The sequence below is a fragment of the Streptomyces sennicomposti genome (assembly GCF_019890635.1).
In the GTDB taxonomy this organism is placed as follows: domain Bacteria; phylum Actinomycetota; class Actinomycetes; order Streptomycetales; family Streptomycetaceae; genus Streptomyces; species Streptomyces sennicomposti.
Genome location: NZ_JAIOAB010000034.1, coordinates 48,531 through 68,010, shown reverse-complemented (window position 1 = coordinate 68,010; position 19,480 = coordinate 48,531). Strand labels below are relative to the sequence as shown.

Here is a 19,480-nt window from a genome sequence, read left to right as displayed (position 1 = left end):
CGGTGCGCGAGTGTGTCGCTCAGCCGGTGTGTCGCCCGGAGACGTGACGTCGTGCCTGGCTCAGTCGGTCAACTCGCGGTCCAGCAGCCCGAAAAGCTCATCATCGGAAGCTGAATCCATTCCAAAGGCGGTCGCGGGGTCGTCCGCCTCGTCCGGGTCGGTCAGCCGGCCCAGGGCGGACTTGAGCGCCCGGACGAGCCCGGCGCGCCGGTCGTCGTCGGCGGTCAGCGTGGCCGCCGAGTCGACCCAGTCGCCGAGGGCGCCGGCGTCGAACACGGTCCGCCGGCCGGCGCACCGGTCCACCAGGTGTGCGGTGAGGTCGCGGACGGTGGGGTGGTCGAAGAGGACGGTGGCGGGGAGCCGTTCGCCGACCTCCGAGCCGAGCCGGTTGCGCAGCTCGATCGCGGTCAGCGAGTCGAGTCCCAGGTCGAACAGGCCCCGGTCCTCGGGCAGTCGGGCCGTCCGGGGCAGGCCGAGGACCTCGCCGACGGCGGTCGTGACGACGGTGCGCGCCAGGGCGTGCAGGGCCTCGGGGTCGAGGTCCGCGGCCCGGTCCGCGAGCGAGGTGCGGGCGGCGGCCGGGGCCGTCGCCGCGGCGCGGGGCGCGGGCACGAGGCCGGTGAGCAGTTCGGGCGTGCCCTCCGGGCGGCGGCTCAGGGCTGCCGTGTCGAAGTGCGCGGGGACCAGCAGCGCGGGTGCGCCCGGACCGAGGGCGAGCGCGGTGTCGAGGAGTTCCAGGCCGTCGGCCGTGGACAGGGCGCGGATGCCGAGCCGTTCGATCCTGGCCCGGGAGGCGGCGTCGAGCGACCCCGCCATGCCCGTGCCGTCCCTGCCGTCCCTCACGTCCCTGCCGTCGGCGCCATCCGTAGCGTCCGTGGCCTCCTTGGCGTCCGTCTCCCACAGGCCCCAGGCGAGCGCGGTGCCGGGCAGGCCGGTCGCGGTGCGGGCGTGGGCGAGGGCGTCCAGGTGGGCGTTGGCGGCGGCGTAGCCGGACTGCCCGGCGTTGCCGAGGACCCCGGCGACGGAGGAGAACAGCACGAACGCGGTGAGCGGCAGGGCGGCGGTGGCGCGGTGCAGATGCGTCGCCGCGTCGGTCTTGGGCCGCAGGACCCGGTCCAGCCGGTCGTCGGTCAGGTTGGCGAGGACGGCGTCGTCGAGCGTCCCGGCCGCGTGGAACACGGCGGTCAGCGGGTGGGCGGGGTCGATGCCGGCGAGAAGGGCGTCCACGGCGTCGGCGTCGGCGAGGTCGCAGGCGGCGGTCCGCACGTGGACGGCGTCCGGAGTCGTCGCTCGGCCGTCGGCCGGGGCCGCCCGTCGTCCGTCGTCCGTGCTCGTCGCCCGGCTGCCGTCCGGAGGGGCCGCACGGCCGTCGGCCGGTTCGGGCCGCCCGCCCCGGAGGTCGTCCGCGAGGGCGCGCAGCGCCGGGTCGGTGTCCCCGCGACGGCTGACCAGGAGCAGCCGCCGGGCCCCGTACCGGTCCACGAGGTGGCGGGCGACCGCGGAGCCGAGGGCGCCGCCCGCGCCCGTGACGAGCACGGTGCCGTGGCCGAACTCCGGTGCGTCACCGGCCGGTCGGGCGACCGGGGCGAGGCGGGGCCGGAGCGCCTGGCCGCGCCGGAGGGCGAGTTGGCCGTGCCCGGCGGCGACCGCCCGGGGCAGCAGGGCGAGGGAGTCCTCGTGTCCGTCGGTGTCGATGAGCGCGAGCCGCCCGGGGTACTCGTGCTGCGCGGACCGGACGAGCCCCCACAGCGAGGCCTGGGCGAGCCCGGTGAGCGGATCGGCGGGATCCGCGGCGACGGCGTCCCGCGTGAGCACGACGAGGCGGGTGCGCTCCGCCAATCCGAGGATCAACTCGCGTACCGCGCGCAGGCTTTCCCGTACGTCGTCGTGCGCTGCGACGGCGACGACCGTGTCCTCCGTCCCGTCGGGCGTCTCGGCCACGGGGAAGGGCAGACTGTCCGAAGAGATACCGTCCGAAGGGAGACCCTCCGAGGGCAGACCGTCCGAGGTGGCCGCCGGGCCGAGCGGGACGACCACGGTACGGCCCTGACCGGCACCCGCACCGGCGCCCACACCGGACTCCGGGTCGAGGGGCACAGGCGACCAGACGACCTCGTGGAGCCGGCCTCCCCCGGTCCGGCGTCCGCCGCGCAGCGCCGCGCGCGGCACCGGGCGGAGCAGGATCTCCTCGGCCGTGAGCACGGGACGGCCCGCGACGTCGGTGGCGTCCAGGGCGAACGCGGCTTCGCCGGTGCGTCGGACGCGCACCCGCAGCGGCCCGGCCGGCGCGGTGTGCAGCCGTACGCCGCGCCAGCTGTACGGCACGTCGACGCCGTCCCCGCCGCCGGACGCGCGGTCCTCGCGGCGTACCGCGTCGGCGAGCCAGGTGTGCAGGGCCGCGTCGAGCAGCGCGGGGACCGGCGCGTCCCCGGCGTCGATCTCCGCGTACAGGCTGTCGCCGTCGGCCCACAGCCCGCGCAGGCCCTGGAAGGCGGGCCCGTACTCGTACCCGTGCTCGGCGAACTCGGCGTAGACGTCGCCCACTTCGACCTCGGCGGCACCGTGCGGCCGCTCCCCCGGCCAGGCGGCCACGGAGGCATCGGCGGCGCCGAACTCCGCTTCCGCGTGGAGCGTCCAGGGGGCGTCGGCGCCGGTCCTGGCGTGGACCCGGGCGGTGTCCCCGGTGACGGTGACGCGCAGGTGCGCCTCGGTGTCGGCGGTGACCAACAGGGGGGCGTGCAGGGTGAGTTCGCTGATCGTGTCCGCGCCGTGGCGGCCGGCGAGCCGGGTCAGCAGGTCGACGAAGGCGGTGGCGGGCAGCAGGGGGGTGCCGTGCAGGGCGTGGTCGGCGAGCCAGGGGTGCCGGCGGTGGGACAGCACTCCGGTGTAGACGGTGCGGTCGCCGTCGGGGTCGGTGATCGCGGCGGACAGCAGCGGGTGGCCGGGGTCGTCCGCGCCGATGCCGGAAGCGGTGCCCGCACCGGCCGCAGGGGGCAGCAGCCACAAGCGTTCGCGGGCGAACGGGTAAGTGGGCAGCGGCACGGTCACCGCGTCGCGGCCGAGCAGGGCGCGCCAGTCCCAGGCGACGCCGGCGACATGGGCGGCGGCGACGAACGACCACAGCGCGAGCAGGTCGTCCCGCCTGCGGTCGAGGGATGCCACGGCCACGACGGTGTCGCCGAGGGCGGACTGTTCGGCCATCGCGGTGAGGGCGGCGTCCGGGCCGATCTCCAGGAACCGGGTCGCGCCGAGCGCGCGGAGCCGGTCGAGGGCGTCGGCGAACCGTACGGTGCCGCGTACCTGGTCGGCCCAGTGCGCGGGCGAGCCGAGGGTGCCGGCGTCGGCCTCGCGGGCGGTGAGGGTGGAGACGAGGGTGGCGCTCGGCTCGTCGGCGGCGAGGGCCCCCAGGGCGTCCCGGAATGCGTCGAGCATCGGGTCCATGCGGGCCGAGTGGAACGCGTGACTGACCGTCAGCCGCTTCACTCGATGACCACGTCGGGCGAGGTGCTCGGCCAGTGCGTGGACCGCGTCGGCGTCACCGGAGAGGACGACGGAGCCGGGCGCGTTGACGGCGGCGATGTCCGCGCGCACCCCGGTCTCGGCCATGACGGCCTCCACGGTGGCCCGGTCCGCCTGCACGGCGGCCATCGCGCCGCCGCCGGGCAGCTCGCCCATCAACCGGCCGCGGGTGACGACCAGTTCGGCAGCGCTGTCGAGGGTGAGCGCCCCGGCCGCGTGGGCCGCCGCGATCTCGCCCACCGAGTGTCCGGCGAGCAGCGGCGCGGTCAGCCCCAGCGAGGCGAGCAGCCGGTACAGGGCGACCTCGACGGCGAACAGGGCGGGCTGGGTGTGCTGGGTGAGGTCGAGGTCCCCTTCGCCGCCGACGAGGGCGTGCACATCGGGGCCGCCGACCCGCCGCAGCGCGTCGGCCGTCTCGTCGAACGCGCGGGCGTAGACGGGGAACTGCCGGTACAACTCCGCCCCCATGCCGACGCGTTGGCTGCCCTGGCCGGTGAACAGCAGGGCGGTCTCGCCGCGTACGGGGCTTCCGGCGACGACCACGGGGAAGGCCGCGGCCTGCGGTGTCGTACCGGCGGCGACGTGGTCCAGGCCGGCGAGGAGTTCGGCGCGGTCGCGGCCGAGGACGACGGCCCGGTGCTCGAAGGCGGTCCGGGTGGTCGCCAGGGACAGGGCCACGTCGGCGTCCCGCAGACCGGGCTCGTCCAGGACGCGCCGCCGGAGCCGTACGGCCTGTTCCCGCAGCGCCTCCTCGGTACGGGCGCTCAGCACCCACGGCACGACCCGCCCCGGCGTCACTTCTCCGGTCGAGTGCGGGACCGGGGTCTCCTCCGGGACCGGCGGCGGGACCGGTTGCGGGTCGCCCTGCTCCAGGATCACATGGGCGTTGGTGCCGCCGATGCCGAACGACGACACGGCGGCGCGGCGCGGCCCCTCGCCCGCCGGCCAGGGTGTCGTGCGGGCCGGGACGGTCACCTCGCCCGCGGTCCAGTCGACGTGCTCGCTGAGCCGCTCCAGGTGCAGCGTGCCGGGGACCTGCCCGTGCCGCATCGCGAGGACCGACTTGATGATTCCGGCGACCCCGGCGGCGGCCTGGGTGTGTCCGAGGTTGGACTTGACCGAGCCCATCAGCAGCGGTCCGCGCGGGCCGCGTTCGCTGCCGTAGGTGTGCAGTACCGCGCCCGCCTCGATGGGGTCGCCGAGCCGGGTGCCGGTGCCGTGCGCCTCCAGGACGTCGATGTCGCGGGGGCGCAGCCGGGCGGCGGCGAGGGCGCTGCGGATGACGCGTTCCTGGGCGGGGCCGTTGGGGGCGGTCAGGCCGTTGCTGGCGCCGTCCTGGTTGACGGCCGAGCCGCGCAGCACGGCGTGGACGCGGTGGCCGTTGCGCCGGGCGTCGGACAGCCGTTCCAGGACGAGGAGTCCCGCGCCCTCGGCCCACGCGGTGCCGTCGGCGTCGGCGGAGAAGGGCTTGCAGCGGCCGTCGGGGGCGAGACCGCGCTGCCGGCTGAACTCCACGAACGTGGCGGGGCTGGCCATGACGGTCGCGCCGCCGGCCAGGGCGAGCGAGCACTCGCCGAGCCGTAGCGCCTGGGCGGCCTGGTGGACGGCGACCAGCGAGGAGGAGCAGGCGGTGTCGACGGTGACCGCGGGCCCTTCCAGCCCGAGGGTGTAGGAGACGCGGCCGGAGGCGACGCTGCCGGCGCTGCCGCTGACGAGGTAGCCCTCCAGGTCGGCGGCGGCGCCCCGGTGCTGGTGGACGCGGGCGCCGTAGTCGGCGTACATGACGCCGACGAACACGCCGCTGTCGGTGCCGCGCAGGCTCGCCGGATCGATCCCGGCGTCCTCGGCGGCCTCCCAGGCGGTCTGGAGCAGCAGCCGCTGCTGCGGGTCGACGGCGAGCGCCTCGCGGTGGCTGATGCCGAAGAAGGCGGGGTCGAACTCGGCGGCGTCGTGGAGGAATCCGCCGTGCCGGGTGGCGGAGGTGCCGGGGTGTTCGGGGTCCGGGTCGAAGAGGTCCGGGTCCCAGCCGCGGTCGGTGGGGAACTCGGTGATGGCGTCGGTCCCGGCGGCGAGCAGCCGCCACAGTTCAGCGGGGGTGCGGACGCCGCCGGGGAAGCGGCAGGCCATGCCGACGATCGCGATGGGGTCGTCGTGGGGGGCGGGGCCGGCCGTGTCGGGTGCGGTCGGGGCGGCGGCGGACTCGGTCGCGGTGCCGGTCGGGTGTGCCGGCGGCGGGGCCGCGACGAGCGCGGACACGTGCCGGATCAGTGCGGTCGGGTTCGGGTGGTCGAAGACGACGGTGCCGGGCAGCCGGACGCCGAGGTCGGCGGTGAGCCGGTTGCGCAGTTCGACGGCGGTGAGGGAGTCGAAACCGAGGTCCGTGAAGGGGCGGTCGGGGTCGAGGACGGTGTCCCGGGTGTGGCCGAGCACGTCGGCGACGGCGTCGAGCACGGTCCGGGTCACATCGGCGCCGGCACGGCGAACTTCCGTCGCACCGGCCTGGGTTCGCGCCCCGACGGCGGTCTGCGCCCCGTCTGCGGTCTGCGGCAGGCGGCGGGGTGCGGTGGCGCGGGCGTCGAGCCGGGCGGCGGTCACCACGGGCAGGCCGACGCTGAGGGCGCGGTCCAGGAGGGCGAGGGCGTCGGCGGCCGGCATGGGCCGGAGCCCGGCCCGGGCGAGCCGGCTGACGTCCCGCTCGCCGAGGCTCCGGGCGAGGCCGCCGTCGGTGTCCCACAGACCCCAGTGGACGGTGAGCGCACCGCGCCCCGCGCGCCGCCGCTCGTCCGCGACGGCGTCGAGCGCGGCGTTGGCGGCGCTGTAGCCGCTCTGGCCGGCCGTGCCGAGGACTCCGGCGACCGAGCCGAACAGCAAGAAGGCGTCCAGTTCGGTGTGCCGGGTCAGTGCGTCGAGGTGCCGGGCGGCGAGCGCCTTCGGGGCGAAGGTGCGGCTCAGCGCCTCGGGTGTGAGCCGTTCGGCGACGGCGTCCTCGGCGATGCCCGCGGTGTGCACGACGGCCGCGAGCGGGGTGTCGAGACCGGCGAGCAGGGCCGCGAGGGCGTCGCGGTCCGCGGTGTCGCAGGCCCGGACCTCGGCCCGCGCGCCGAGCGCGGCCAGTTCGGCGACGGCCGCGGCGGCGTCCGGGTGGCCGGGCCCGCGCCGGGAGACGAGGAGGAGGGTGCGGACGCCGTACCGGGTGACGAGGTGGCGGGCGGTGGCCCGGCCGAGCGCGCCGGTGCCGCCGGTGACGAGGACGGTTCCGCCCGCGGCGCTGCGCGGCCAGGGGGCGGGTGCGGCGGCCGTGTCGACCAGCCCGGTGACGGTGTCGGTGGCGGTGGGCGCGCCAGTGACGGTAGGTGTGTCGATGGGGGCACGTGTGTCGTCGGTGTCCGTCCGCTCGCCGACCGGGGCGAGCCGGGGGACGTGGACGGTGCCGGTACGGACGGCGGCCTGCGGCCACTGGGCGGCGATCGCCGCCAGCCCGGCCTCGTCATGGGTGCCGTCGGTGTCCACGAGGGCGAACCGGCCGGGGTGTTCGGCCTGGACGGCGCGGATGAGCCCCCAGACGGCGGCCGGTCCGGCGAGCACCGGTTCGTCGTCCGTGACGGCGATCCCGCCTGTGAGGACGATCAGGGGCGCGGTGTCACCGGCGAGGCGTTCGGCGACGGCGGCGCGTACCGCTTCGGCGGCGGCGAGCGGATCGCCGCCCGGCCCCTCGGCCGGTACGGGGAGGATGTCGGCCTCGCCCTGCGGCGCGGGCAGCGGCCCGGCGGGTTCCCAGGCCGTGCGGTAGAGGCCGGCCAGGGCGGGCAGCGGGCGCAGGGTGAGGCGTTCGACGGTGAGGGCGGGCCGTCCGTCCGGTGTCGCGAGGTCGAGCCGGTAGGCGTCGGAGCCCACGGCCGTCAGGTGTGCCGTCACCCGGCTAGCGCCGCGCCGGTGCAGCCGTACCCCGTCGAGGGCGTACGGGACGAGTCGCGGCCCGCCGAGCGTGTGCAGCGGCAGGATGTGCAGGGCGGCGTCGAGAAGGGCGGGGTGCAGACCGAACGCGTCCGCCGATCCCCTTACGGCGGCGGTGAGTTCGGCGTCGGCGCGCAGCTCGCCGTCCTGGCGGGTGGCGGCGGTCAGTCCCTGGAAGGCCGGGCCGTAGGAGTATCCGGCGTCGTCCAGCAGGCGGTAGGTCGCGTCGCGGTCGCCGAGATCGATCCGGGTACCCGGACCAGCTGCCGGGAGGGACGCGGGCGTGACCGGGTCGTCGGTGACGGTGGCCGTGGCGTGCACGGTCCAGGTCCCGTCGGCGGCCCTGGCCCGTACGGCGACCTCGCCGGCCGCGTCCACGGCGACCTGGAAGGGTGTGTCGGCGTGCGCGTCCAGCTCCAGCGGCGAGCGGACGAGGAAGTCGCGCAGCGTGGCGCGGCCGAGGGCGTCGCCTGCCGACAAGGCGAGGTCGGCGAGGACGGCGGCGGGCAGGAGTGTACGTCCGTCGATCCGGTGGTCGGCGAGCCACGGCTGCCGCCGCAGCGCCAGCACCCCGGTGAACAGCGCTCCCCCGTCTGGCAGTTCGGTGCGTCCGGCGAGCAGCGGGTGTGTCGTGCCGTCGAGGCCGTACGCGTCGGCGGTGCCGTTCTCCTCGGGGGCGTCGAGCCAGTAGCGGCGGGTCTCGAAGGGGTACACGGGTAGATCCACGAGGTGCCCGCCGGTGAGGTCCGGAGCGAGATCCACCTCGACACCCGCGACCAGCAGTCGGCTCAACGCCGCGCGTACGGAGGCCTGTTCGGGAGTGCCCGGTCGCAGCAGGGGCACGGCGACGACGCCGTCGGCGCTCTCCTGGGCGAGGGCGGTGAGGGTGCCGTCCGGTCCGAGTTCGGCGAACCGGGTCACCCCGAGTCCGTGCGCGGCGCGCACCGCGTCGGCGAACCGCACCGGTCGGCGGATCTGCTGCACCCAGTAGTCGGGGGTGGCGAGTTCCAGGGGTTCGGCCGGGGCTCCGGTGACGGTGGAGACGACCGGGATACGGGGCGCGGCGTAGGAGAGCCCGGCCGCGATCGCGCGGAACTCCTCGAGTACGTCGTCCATGTGCGCGGAGTGGAAGGCGTGGCCGACCTTGAGGCGGGACGCCTTGTGCCCCGCTTCCTTCCAGTGCCGGACGAGTCGGTCGACGGCGTCGGCGTCCCCGGACAGGACGACCGAGCCGGGCCCGTTGACGGCGGCCAGTTCGACCGCCCCGTCCGCCGAAGCGATGAGTTCGGCGGCCTGTTCCTCGGTGGCGGCGAAGGCGGCCATGGCCCCGCCGTCGCGGGCGGACTGCATGAGCCGGCCGCGCGCGGCGACCAGGGCGGCGGCGTCGGAGAGTTCGAGGACGCCGGCCACGTGGGCGGCGGCGAGTTCGCCGACGGAGTGCCCGATGACGAAGTCGGGCCGCAGACCGTAGGACTCGGCGAGCCGGAACAGGGCCACCTCGACGGCGAACAGCGCGGGCTGGGCGTACCGGGTCTGCCCCAGCAACTCGGCTTCCGAGTCGATCAGTTCGCGCAGCCCGACATCGAGCAGCGGGTCCAGGTGGGTGGCGACGGCGTCGAAGGCGGCGGCATAGACCGGGGAGGCGTCGAGGAGTTCGGCGCCCATCCCGAGCCGCTGGGAGCCCTGCCCGGAGAACAGGAACGCCAGCCGCTGGTCGGCCTCGGCCCGGCCGACGACTGAGCGGGGGTGGCGCTGACCGTCGCGTACGGCCGCGAGCGCGTCCAGGACGTCCTGCCCGGCTTCGATGACCGCCCGGCGGCCGAACCGGGACCGGCGGGCCAGGGTGTACGCCACGTCCACGGGCCGGGGCGCGGTGTCCCCGGCGAGGACTTCGTGCAGGGCGGCGGCCTGGGCGCGCAGCGCGGAGTCGGACTTGGCGGAGAGGACGAGGGGGACCGAGGCGGGGGCCGAAGGGCCGGTCTGCGTCGGTGATACGGACGGCTCTCCCGTGGGCGTCGTGGCCTGGAGCGAGGGCTCCGTCGGCGGGGCCTGTTCCAGGATGACGTGGGTGTTGGTGCCGCTGATGCCGAACGACGACACACCGGCCCTGCGCGGCCGCCCGCGATCCGGCCACTCCACCGGATCGTGCAGCAACGCGAGACCCGAACCCTCCCAACCGACATGCGGGGACGGCGTGTCCGCGTGCAGCGTGCGCGGCAGCACACCGGCCCGCAACGCCATCACCGTCTTGATGACACCACCCACCCCGGCAGCCGCCTGCGCATGCCCGATGTTCGACTTCAACGACCCCAACCACAACGGCAGCTCACGGCCCGAGCCATACGCCGCGATCAACGCCTGCGCCTCGATCGGATCGCCCAGCCGCGTCCCCGTACCGTGCGCCTCCACCGCATCCACATCACCCGGCGACAACCCGGCATCCGCCAACGCCCGCGCGATCACCTCCTCCTGAGCCCGCCCGTTCGGCGCCGTCAGACCATTGGACGCACCGTCCTGGTTCACCGCCGAACCGGCCACCACCGCCAGCACCCGATGCCCCTCGCGCCGCGCCTTCGACAACCGCTCGACCACGAGGATGCCGGCGCCCTCGGCCCAGCCGGTGCCGTCGGCGTCCGCGCCGAAGGACCGGCAGCGGCCATCCGCGGAGAGGCCGCGCTGCCGGGAGAACTCCACGAAGATCCCGGGTGTGGCCATCACGGCGACGCCACCGGCGAGGGCCGTCTCGCACTCCCCCGACCGGATGGCGCGGACCGCGAGGTCCAGTGCCACCAGCGACGACGAGCAGGCGGTGTCCACGGTCAGCGCGGGACCCCGCAGCCCCAGCACGTACGCGATCCGCCCCGAGGCGACGCTGGACTGGTTCCCGGCGAGGAGCAGGCCCTCCACGTCCTCGGGTGCGGTGCGCAGGCGCGCGGCGTAGTCGTCGTACATGGCGCCGATGAAGACGCCGGTGTCCGAGTCCTTGAGGGTGTGCGGGTCGATGCCGGCGCGTTCCAGGGCCTCCCAGGTGATCTGGAGGAGCAGCCGCTGCTGGGGGTCGGTGGCGAGGGCCTCGCGGGGGCTCATGCCGAAGAAGTCGGCGTCGAACTCGGCGGCGTCGTGCAGGAATCCGCCGCGCCGCGTGTAGGTGGTGCCCTTGTGGTCGGGGTCGGGGTCGTACAGCTTCTCCAGGTCCCAGCCGCGGTCGGTGGGGAACGCGCCGGTCGCGTCGGTCCCGTCGGTCACCAGCCGCCACAGGTCCTCGGGCGAGGCGACTCCGCCGGGGAATCGGCAGCCCATGCCGACGATCACCACGGGGTCGTCGTCGGCGGCCCGGCGTACTGCGACGGTCTTCCGCTGGGGTGCGGCGGCGGTGAGCGCGTCGTGCAGGTGTGCGGCCAGTTCGCCGAGGGTGGGGTACTCGAAGACGACGGTGGCGGGCAGGGTGAGGCCGGTGAGCCGGCCGAGCCGGTTGCGCAGTTCGACGGCGGTGAGCGAGTCGAACCCCAGCTCCTTGAACGGCCGTCCGGCTCCGATGCCGTCGCCGTCGTCGTGCCCGAGGACGAGCGCGGCCTGTTCGCGCAGCAGCGCGGTGACGGTGCGCAGCCGTTCGTGGGCGGGCACGGCGGCGATCCGGTCGGCCCACGCTCCGCCCGTGCCGCCTCCCGGGCGCCGGGACGCGACCGGCACACGTATCAGCTCGTGGAACAGGGGCTTGAGCTGTCCGGTGACGGCTTCTTCGCGCAGCAGGACCTCGTCCAGCGGCGAGACGACGGTGTGCGGCCGTTCGGCGCGCAGGAGGGCGTCCAGGCCCGGTTCGGTGGCGACGGGCCCGACGCCGTGCCGGGCGAGCCGGACCCGGTCGGCCGCGCCGAGGTGGCCGGTCATGGCCCCGGTCTCCTCCCACAGCCCCCACGCCAGGGAGACGGCGGGCAGCCCGAGGGCGCGGCGGTGGGCGGCCAGGGCGTCCAGGAAGGTGTTGGCGGCGGCGTAGTTGGCCTGGCCGGGCACGCCGGCGGTGGCGACGGCCGAGGAGAACAGCACGAAGGCGTCGAGCGGCCGGCCGGCGGTGAGTTCGTGCAGCAGCCAGGCGGCGTCCGCCTTGGGCCGCAGCGCGGTGGCCAGTTGCTCGTGGGTCAGCTCGGCGACGGTCGCGTCGGCGAGGACGCCGGCGGTGTGCACGACCGCGCGTAGCGGACGGTCCTCGGGTACGGCGTCCAGCAGCCGGGCCAGGGCCTCGCGGTCGGTGACGTCGCAGGCGGCCACGGTCGTCTCGGCGCCGGCCTCGCGCAGCGCGGCGGTCAGCTCGGCCGCGCCGGGCGCGTCCGGTCCGCTGCGGCTGACGAGCAGCAGGTGCGGGGGCCGGGGCTGGGCGGCCAGGCGCCGTGCGACCAGCGCGCCGAGCGCTCCGGTGCCGCCGGTGACGAGCACGGTGCCCGCGCCGCTCCACGCGCCGGGCGCGGGGTCGGGGGCGAGGTCGTGCGTGGCGAGCCGGGGCAGGTGGACGCGGCCGTCCCGGACCGCGGACTCGGGTTCGCCGTGGTCGGCGGCGAGCAGGGCGGCCGGGGCGGGCCCATCGGTCTCCACGAGGCGGAAACGGCCCGGGTGTTCGGCGGTCGCGGTGCGCAGCAGCCCTCGTACGGGGGCGGCGGCGAGGTCGCCCGAGCGGATGACGACATGCAGCGGGACGTCGTCCCACCCGGGTGTCGCGAGCCAGCGCTGGAGGAGGTCGAGGACGGCGGCGGTCAGGGTGTGGGCGCGCGCGGGGAGAGGGACGGCGGGGGCGGTCTCCGGGCCGGGGCGGGCCTCCGCGTCGGGGGCGGTCTCCGAGCCGGGGCTGGATTCCGTACGGCCGTCGGTCGCCGCGCCGCGATCGGTCCCCGTATCTCGGTCGGCCCCCGTGCCGGGGTCAGTCCCCTTGCCGCGGCCGGTCTCCGCACCACGGCCGGTCTCCGGGTCGGTGACGGGGACCAGGACCGCGTCCGGGCGGGTGTCCAGGCCTTCGAGGCCCAGCAGGGCGTCCAGGTCGGCGACACTGCCGGCGTCGGTGACGAGGCCGGTGTCGCCGAGACCGCCGAGGACGAGCGGGGTTCCCGTCGCGGCGCGGGGCGCGGGCAGTTCGCGCCACTCGATGTGGTGCGCGGTGCGGGCGCTCGGCCGCTCGCCGGTGAGGTCGGCGCGGCCCACGGTCCGGAAGACCAGCGAGTCGACGGCGGCGACGGGCCGGCCGTGCTCGTCGGCGAGGACGCAGCGGAAGCGGGTGTCGGCGAGCGGTTCGATGCGGGCCCGCAGCCGGACCCCTCCGGTGGCCTCGGGGGCGAGCCGCAGCCCTTCGAACGCGAAGGGAAGCAAGGGACGTTCAGGATCGGGGGCGGTGCCGCCGACGAGTCCGGCGACGACCGGATGGAGGGCTGCGTCGAGGAGCGCGGGGTGCAGGGCGAAGCCCTCGCCGTCCGGTGCACCCGTACCGCCGCCGTCGCCGCCCTCGGTGCGGGCGAGTTCGGCGTACAGCGTTCCGTCGGCGGCCTTCCAGGCGGCCACCAGCCCCTGGAAGGCCGGTCCGTAGTCGTACCCGAGCCGGTACAGCCCGGCGTAGACGTCGTCCAAGGGGACGGGTTCGGCGTCGGCGGGCGGCCAGGCGGCGAACTCCTGGATCCGGTCGCCGAATGCGTCGTCGGCGGTCGGAGGCGGCGGCGTGTGCAGGGTCGCGACCGCGTGCGGCGTCCAAGGGTGCTCGTCATCGGCGCGCGCGTGCACGGAGAGTTCGCGTGCGCCGTCTGCGTCGGGTGCTCCGACCCGGACCTGAAGCAGCGTGGGCCGGCCGGGGTCGGGCACGAGCGGGGCGCGGACGGTGAGTTCGCGCACCTCCGGCAGCCCGACGGCGGCACCCGCGTGCGCGGCGAGTTCGGCGAAGGCCGTGCCCGGGACGAGCGTGGTGCCGAAGACGCTGTGGTCCGTGAGCCACGGCAGGGCGTCCAGGTCGATGCGCCCCGTGAACAGGGCGCTTCCGTCCGCGAGTTCGACGCGGGCGGCGAGCAGCGGATGCGGGTCGGCGGCGAGTCCCAGCCGTCCGGCGTCGGCCTGCCCGCCGCTCGGTGCGAGCCAGTGGCGGTCGGAGGCGAAGCGGTACGTCAGCGGCAACTCGGGTGTCTGCGCGGGGAGTTCCCAGGCGACCGGGACCCCGCCGAGGTGTGCGGAGCCGAGCGCCCGGAGGAACGCGTCCGGCCCGCCCCGGTCGCGCCGCAGGGTCGCGCCGGTGAAGGCGGCCACACCGCGCGCGGCGAGGATCTCCTCGACGGCGTAGGTGAGGACGGGGTGCGGGCTGACCTCGATGAACCGGCGGTGCCCGGAGTCGATCAGGCTGCCGACGGCGGTCTCGAACCGCACCGTCTGCCGCAGGTTGCGGTACCAGTATCCGGCGTCGAGGGTGTCCGTCACGACCGGGCCGCCGGTGACGGCGGAGTAGAACGCGGTACCGGCCGCGCGCGGCGCGAGGGTGCCCCCGATCTCCAGCAGGTGGGCGCGCAGCGGCTCGACGTATCGGGTGTGGGAGGCGTAGTCGACGGGGATGCGCCGGGCCCGTACGCCCTGCTCCTCGCAGCGGGCGAGGAGGTCGGCGAGGGCGGTGTCGCCGCCGGCGACGACGGTGGCGCGCGGCCCGTTGCGTACGGCGATCTCCAGCTCGTCGCCGTAGGGAACGAGGAGCGGGGCGAGCGCGTCGGCGTCGAGGGCGACGGAGACCATGCCGCTGTCCCCGGCGATGCCGGTCAGGGCGCGGCTGCGCAGGGTGACCAGCTTGGCGGCGTCGGCGAGGGACAGCGCCCCGGCGACATGGGCGGCGGCGATCTCGCCCTGCGAGTGGCCGACGACGGCGTCGGGCACGACGCCCGCGTCCCGCCACAGGGCGGCCAGCGACACCATCATGGCGAACAGCACCGGCTGGACGACGTCGACCCGGTCGAGGCCGGGGGCGTCGGGCGCGCCGCGCAGCACGTCGAGCAGCGACCAGTCGGTGTGCGGCGCGAACGCGTCGGCGCAGGCCTCGATCTCGGCGCGGAACACCGGGCTGGTGTCGAGGAGTTCGCGGGCCATCCCGGCCCACTGGGAGCCCTGGCCGGGGAAGACGAAGACGGTACGGCCGGGAGTCCGTTCGCCGGTGACGAGGTCGTCGTGGACCTCCCCGGCGGCGAGGGCGCGCAGCGCGGCGGCCAGCGCGTCCGGGTCGTCGGCGGGGAGGGCCGCGCCGTGGGCGAGGCGGGCGCGCCGGGCCAGGGCGGCGGCGAGGTCGGCCGGCTCGGTGTCGGGGTGGACGTCCAGGTACTCGGTGAGGGCGGCGGCCTGGCGGCGCAGCGCGGCGGGGGTGTTGCCGGACAGCAGGACGGGCGGGGCCGGCCGTACGGGGGCCTGGACCGCGCCGCGATCGACCGACTCCACGGGCTCAGGAGCCTGTTCGAGGACGACGTGGGCGTTGGTGCCGCTGATGCCGAACGACGACACACCGGCCCGGCGCGGCCGCCCCCGATCCGGCCACTCCACCGGATCCTGTAGCAGCGCGAGACCCGAACCCTCCCAACCGACATGAGGCGAGGGCGTGTCCGCGTGCAGCGTGCGCGGCAGCACACCGGCCCGCAACGCCATCACCGTCTTGATGACACCACCCACCCCGGCAGCCGCCTGCGCATGCCCGATGTTCGACTTCAACGACCCCAACCACAACGGCACTTCACGACCCGAGCCATACGCCGCGATCAACGCCTGCGCCTCGATCGGATCGCCCAGCCGCGTCCCCGTACCGTGCGCCTCCACCGCATCCACATCACCCGGCGACAGTCCCGCGTCCGCCAACGCCCGCGCGATCACCTCCTCCTGAGCCCGCCCGTTCGGCGCCGTCAGACCATTGGACGCACCGTCCTGGTTCACCGCCGAACCGGCCACCACCGCCAGCACCCGATGCCCCTCGCGCCGCGCCTTCGACAACCGCTCGACGACCAGGACGCCCACGCCCTCCGCCCAGCCGGTGCCGTTCGCCTCGGCGGAGAAGGCGCGGCAGCGGCCGTCCGGGGACAGGCCGCGCTGCCGGGAGAACTCCACGAACATGCCGGGCGACGCCATGACGGCCGCGCCGCCGGCGAGGGCGGTCCCGCACTCCCCCGACCGCACCGCGCGGACCGCGAGGTCCAGCGCCACCAGCGACGACGAGCAGGCGGTGTCCACGGTCAGCGCGGGACCCCGCAGCCCCAGCACGTACGCGATCCGGCCCGAGGCGACGCTGATGGTGGAGCCGGTGAGCAGATAGCCGTCGGAGCCCGCGCCGCCCTCGTGGAGGCGGGGGGTGTAGTCGGAGGCGGTCGCGCCGATGAAGACGCCGGTGTCGGTCTCCTTCAGCGCGTGCGGATCGATGCCGGCGCGTTCCAGGGCCTCCCAGGAGGTCTGGAGGAGCAGCCGCTGCTGCGGGTCGAGGGCCAGGGCCTCGCGGGGGCTGATGCCGAAGAACTCTGCGTCGAACTCGGCGGCGGTGTCGATGAATCCGCCGTGCCGGGTGGTGGAGGTGCCGGAGCGCTCCGGGTCGTCGGCGAAGAGGGCGTCGAGGTTCCAGCCGCGGTCGGTGGGGAAGCCGCCGATGGCGTCGGTGCCGTCGGTCACCAGCCGCCACAGGTCCTCGGGCGAGGCGACTCCGCCGGGGAATCGGCAGCCCATGCCGACGATCACCACCGGATCGTCGGTGTCCGCGGCCTTCCGCGGCCGGGCGAGGGGCGTCTCGCAAGGTGCTTCGGCGGCCGGGCGGAGGTGGGTGAGGAGGGCGTCGGTCGTCGGGTGGGCGAACAGGGCGGCGGCGGGCAGCTCGGCGCCGAGGACGCCGCTGAGCCGGTCGCGCAGTCCGACCAGCCCGAGCGAGTCGAGCCCCAACTCCTTGAAGGTGGCGGTGCGGTCGACGCGGGCCGGGTCGGTGAAGCCGAGGGCGGCGGCGACCTCGTCCACGATGCGCCGCTCGAACTCGGGGTCGGGGAGCGGGCCTTCGGCGGTCCCTTCGAGAGCCGTTGCGACGGGGGGCTGTTGGGCCTCCTGGCGTGCGGCCGTCGGCTCCTGGGACGACGCCGCGGGCTCCCCCGGGTCCGCCCCGCCCCCGAACGGGACCGCGCCGCCCCCGACCTGGTCCGTCCCGCCCTCCAGCCAGTACCGCTCCCGCTGGAAGGGATACGTCGGCAGCTCCACGCGTGGCCCGCCCGTCGGCAGGACGGCGTCCCAGTCCGGGTCCACCCCGGCGACGAAGAGCCGCCCGAGCGCCCGGTCGGGCTCGTCGTCCTTGCCGAGCACGGGGGCGTAGGTCGCCTCGCGCCCGGTGATCTCGCGGGCCAGGGCGCTGAGCGTGGTGCCCGGTCCGGCTTCCAGCAGGACGCCCGCGCCGAGGGCGTGCAGCCGCCGTACCGCGGTCTCGTACCGGACCGGCCGCCGGGCGTGCTCCACCCAGTAGTCAGCGTCCAGGGTCGTCACCAGGTCCCCGGTCACCGTCGAGACGAAGGGGACGCGGGCCGGGCGGAAGGCGATGCCGTCCAGCACCGTGCGGAACTCGGCGAGCATGGGCTCCATCAGCGAGGAGTGGAAGGCGTGGCTGACGTCGAGGCGCCGGTGCCGCCAGCCGCGTTCGGCCGCCCGCGCCGCGATCTCGTCCAGGGCGCCGCTCGCGCCGGAAAGAACCACGGATGCGGGGCCGTTGACGGCGGCCACGTCCACGGGCCCGCTCCCGGCCAGGGCGACGAGTTCGGCGACGGAGTCCTCGGCGGCCCCGACCGCGAGCATGCCGCCGCCGTCGGGCAGCGCGTCCATCAACCGGCCGCGCGCGGCGATGAGTTCGGCGGCCTGACCGACGTCGAGAATGCCGGCGGCGTGGGCGGCGGCGACCTCGCCGATGGAGTGCCCGGCGACGAAGGCCGCTTCGACGCCGAGCGAGGCGAGCCAGCGGTGGGTCGCGATCTCCACCGCGAACAGGGCGGGTTGGGTGTAGGCGGTGCGGCCGAGCAGCGCGGCGGCGTCGGTGCCGGGCTCCGCCCAGACGACGTCCTCGATACGGCGGGGCAGATGCGGGGCGAGGGCCTCGGCGGCCTCGTCGAACGCGGCCCGCCACACCGGCGACTCGTCGTAGGCCCGTCGGCCCATGCCGAGCCGCTGGCTGCCCTGGCCGGGGAAGAGCACGGCCGTGGCTCCCTGACCGGTCCGTCCGGTCACGACGCCGACGGCGGCCCGCCCCGCGGCGAGGGCGGCGAGAGCGGCCCGTGCGTCCCCGGTGACGGCGGCGCGGTGCTCGAAGGCGGTACGGGTGGTGGCCAGGGCGCGCGCGAGCCCGGCCGGCGCGCGGCCCTCCCTCTCGATCAACTCGCCGATCCTGCGCGCCTGTTCCCGGAGTGCGGCGGCGTTCCGGGCGCTCAGGACCAGGGGCGCGGCCGGTTCCCCCTCCCGCGGCACACGTGTGTCGTCCGGCACGGGCGGCGCCTCGGCGACCACGACATGGCAGTTGGTGCCGCCCATGCCGAAGGAGCTGACGCCGGCCAGCAGCCGCTCGTCGGGGCGCGGCCACGCGCCGGTCTCGGTGCGCACGGACAGGCCGAGTCCGTTGAGGTCGATGTCGGGGTGGGGCTCGCTGTGGTTGAGCGTGGCGGGCAGTTCGCGCCGGGCGACGCCGAGGACGGTCTTGAGCAGTCCGGCGATGCCGGCCGCGCCCTCCAGGTGCCCGATGTTGGTCTTGACCGAGCCGACCTCCAGGACGGGCCGCCGTACGCCGCCGTCGCGGGCGAGTCCGAGGCCGCGCGCCTCCAGCGGATCGCCCACCGGCGTGCCGGTGCCGTGGAGTTCGACGTACTGGAGTGCTTCGGGCGGGACTCCGGCGGCGGCGCAGGCGCGCCGGACGACGTCGGCCTGGGCCTCGGGGCTGGGCACGGTGAGGCCGTCGGTGGCGCCGTCGTTGTTGACAGCGCTGCCGAGCAGCACGGCGTGGACGTGATCGCCGTCGGCGAGGGCGGCGTCGAGCGGCTTGAGCAGGACGAGGCCGGCGCCCTCGCCGCGTACGTAGCCGTTGGCGCGGCGGTCGAAGGTGTAGCAGCGCCCGTCGGGCGAGAGGCCGCCGAACCGGGCGACGGCGGCGGTGGAGGCGGGGTCCACGATCAGGTTGACGCCGCCCGCGAGGGCGAGGCGCGACTCGCCGCGCCTGAGGCTCTCGCAGGCCAGGTGGACGGCGACGAGCGAGGAGGACTGAGCCGTGTCGACGGCGATGCTGGGGCCGCGCAGCCCGAGGGCGTAGGAGACGCGGTTGGCGAGGATGCCGCGGGTGGTGCCGGTGAGGGTGTGCCGGCCGGGTCCGGTGCGGCGCGCGAGGGTCGCGTACTCGTCGGCGAGGGAGCCGACGAACACGCCGGTGGCGGTGGTGCGCAGGGCGGCGGGCAGGATGCCGGCGTGTTCCAGGGCCTCCCAGGCCAGTTCGAGGACCAGGCGTTGCTGGGGGTCCATGGCGGTGGCCTCGCGGGGCGAGATGCCGAAGAAGGCGGGGTCGAACCGGTCGATGGCGTCCAGGTATCCGCCGTGGCGTATGCCGGGGTGCCCGGCGGCGAGGTGGGCGACGGAGCCCGGTCCGGCCGCGGGTCCGGCCCGGTGTTCGGGTACCTCCCGTACGGCGCTGCGGCCGTCGCGCAGGAGCCTGAAGAAGGCGTCGGGGTCGGGGGCCCCGGGGAGCCGGCAGGCCAGGCCGATCACGGCGATCGGGGCGACCGGCGCGGCCGGTCCGACCAGGGTGGTCGTGGTCCGCGGGGCTTCCTGTGCGTCGGTGCGCTTGCCGCTCAACTACAGCCTCACTCTCGGTCGGGACGGTTCCGGTCGCGGCGGGGTGGACCACCGGGGCGACGGATTCGGCCGCGGCGGTGGTACGACTCCGGCGGCGCCGCGACCACCGCGGCGGCGGGTACGGCTCCGGCGGCGGACACGGCCACGGTGACGGGTACGACTCCCTTGACGGGGACGG

1 protein-coding gene is annotated in these 19,480 nt (G+C 76.0%); it reads right to left on the bottom strand.

From position 1 onward, the window contains the following. Positions 1-60 precede the first annotated feature (60 nt). A complete protein-coding gene (locus K7787_RS19655) occupies positions 61-19,302 on the bottom strand; it encodes a type I polyketide synthase (RefSeq protein ID WP_223002379.1) in 19,242 nt (6,413 codons plus the stop codon). Positions 19,303-19,480 lie beyond the last annotated feature (178 nt).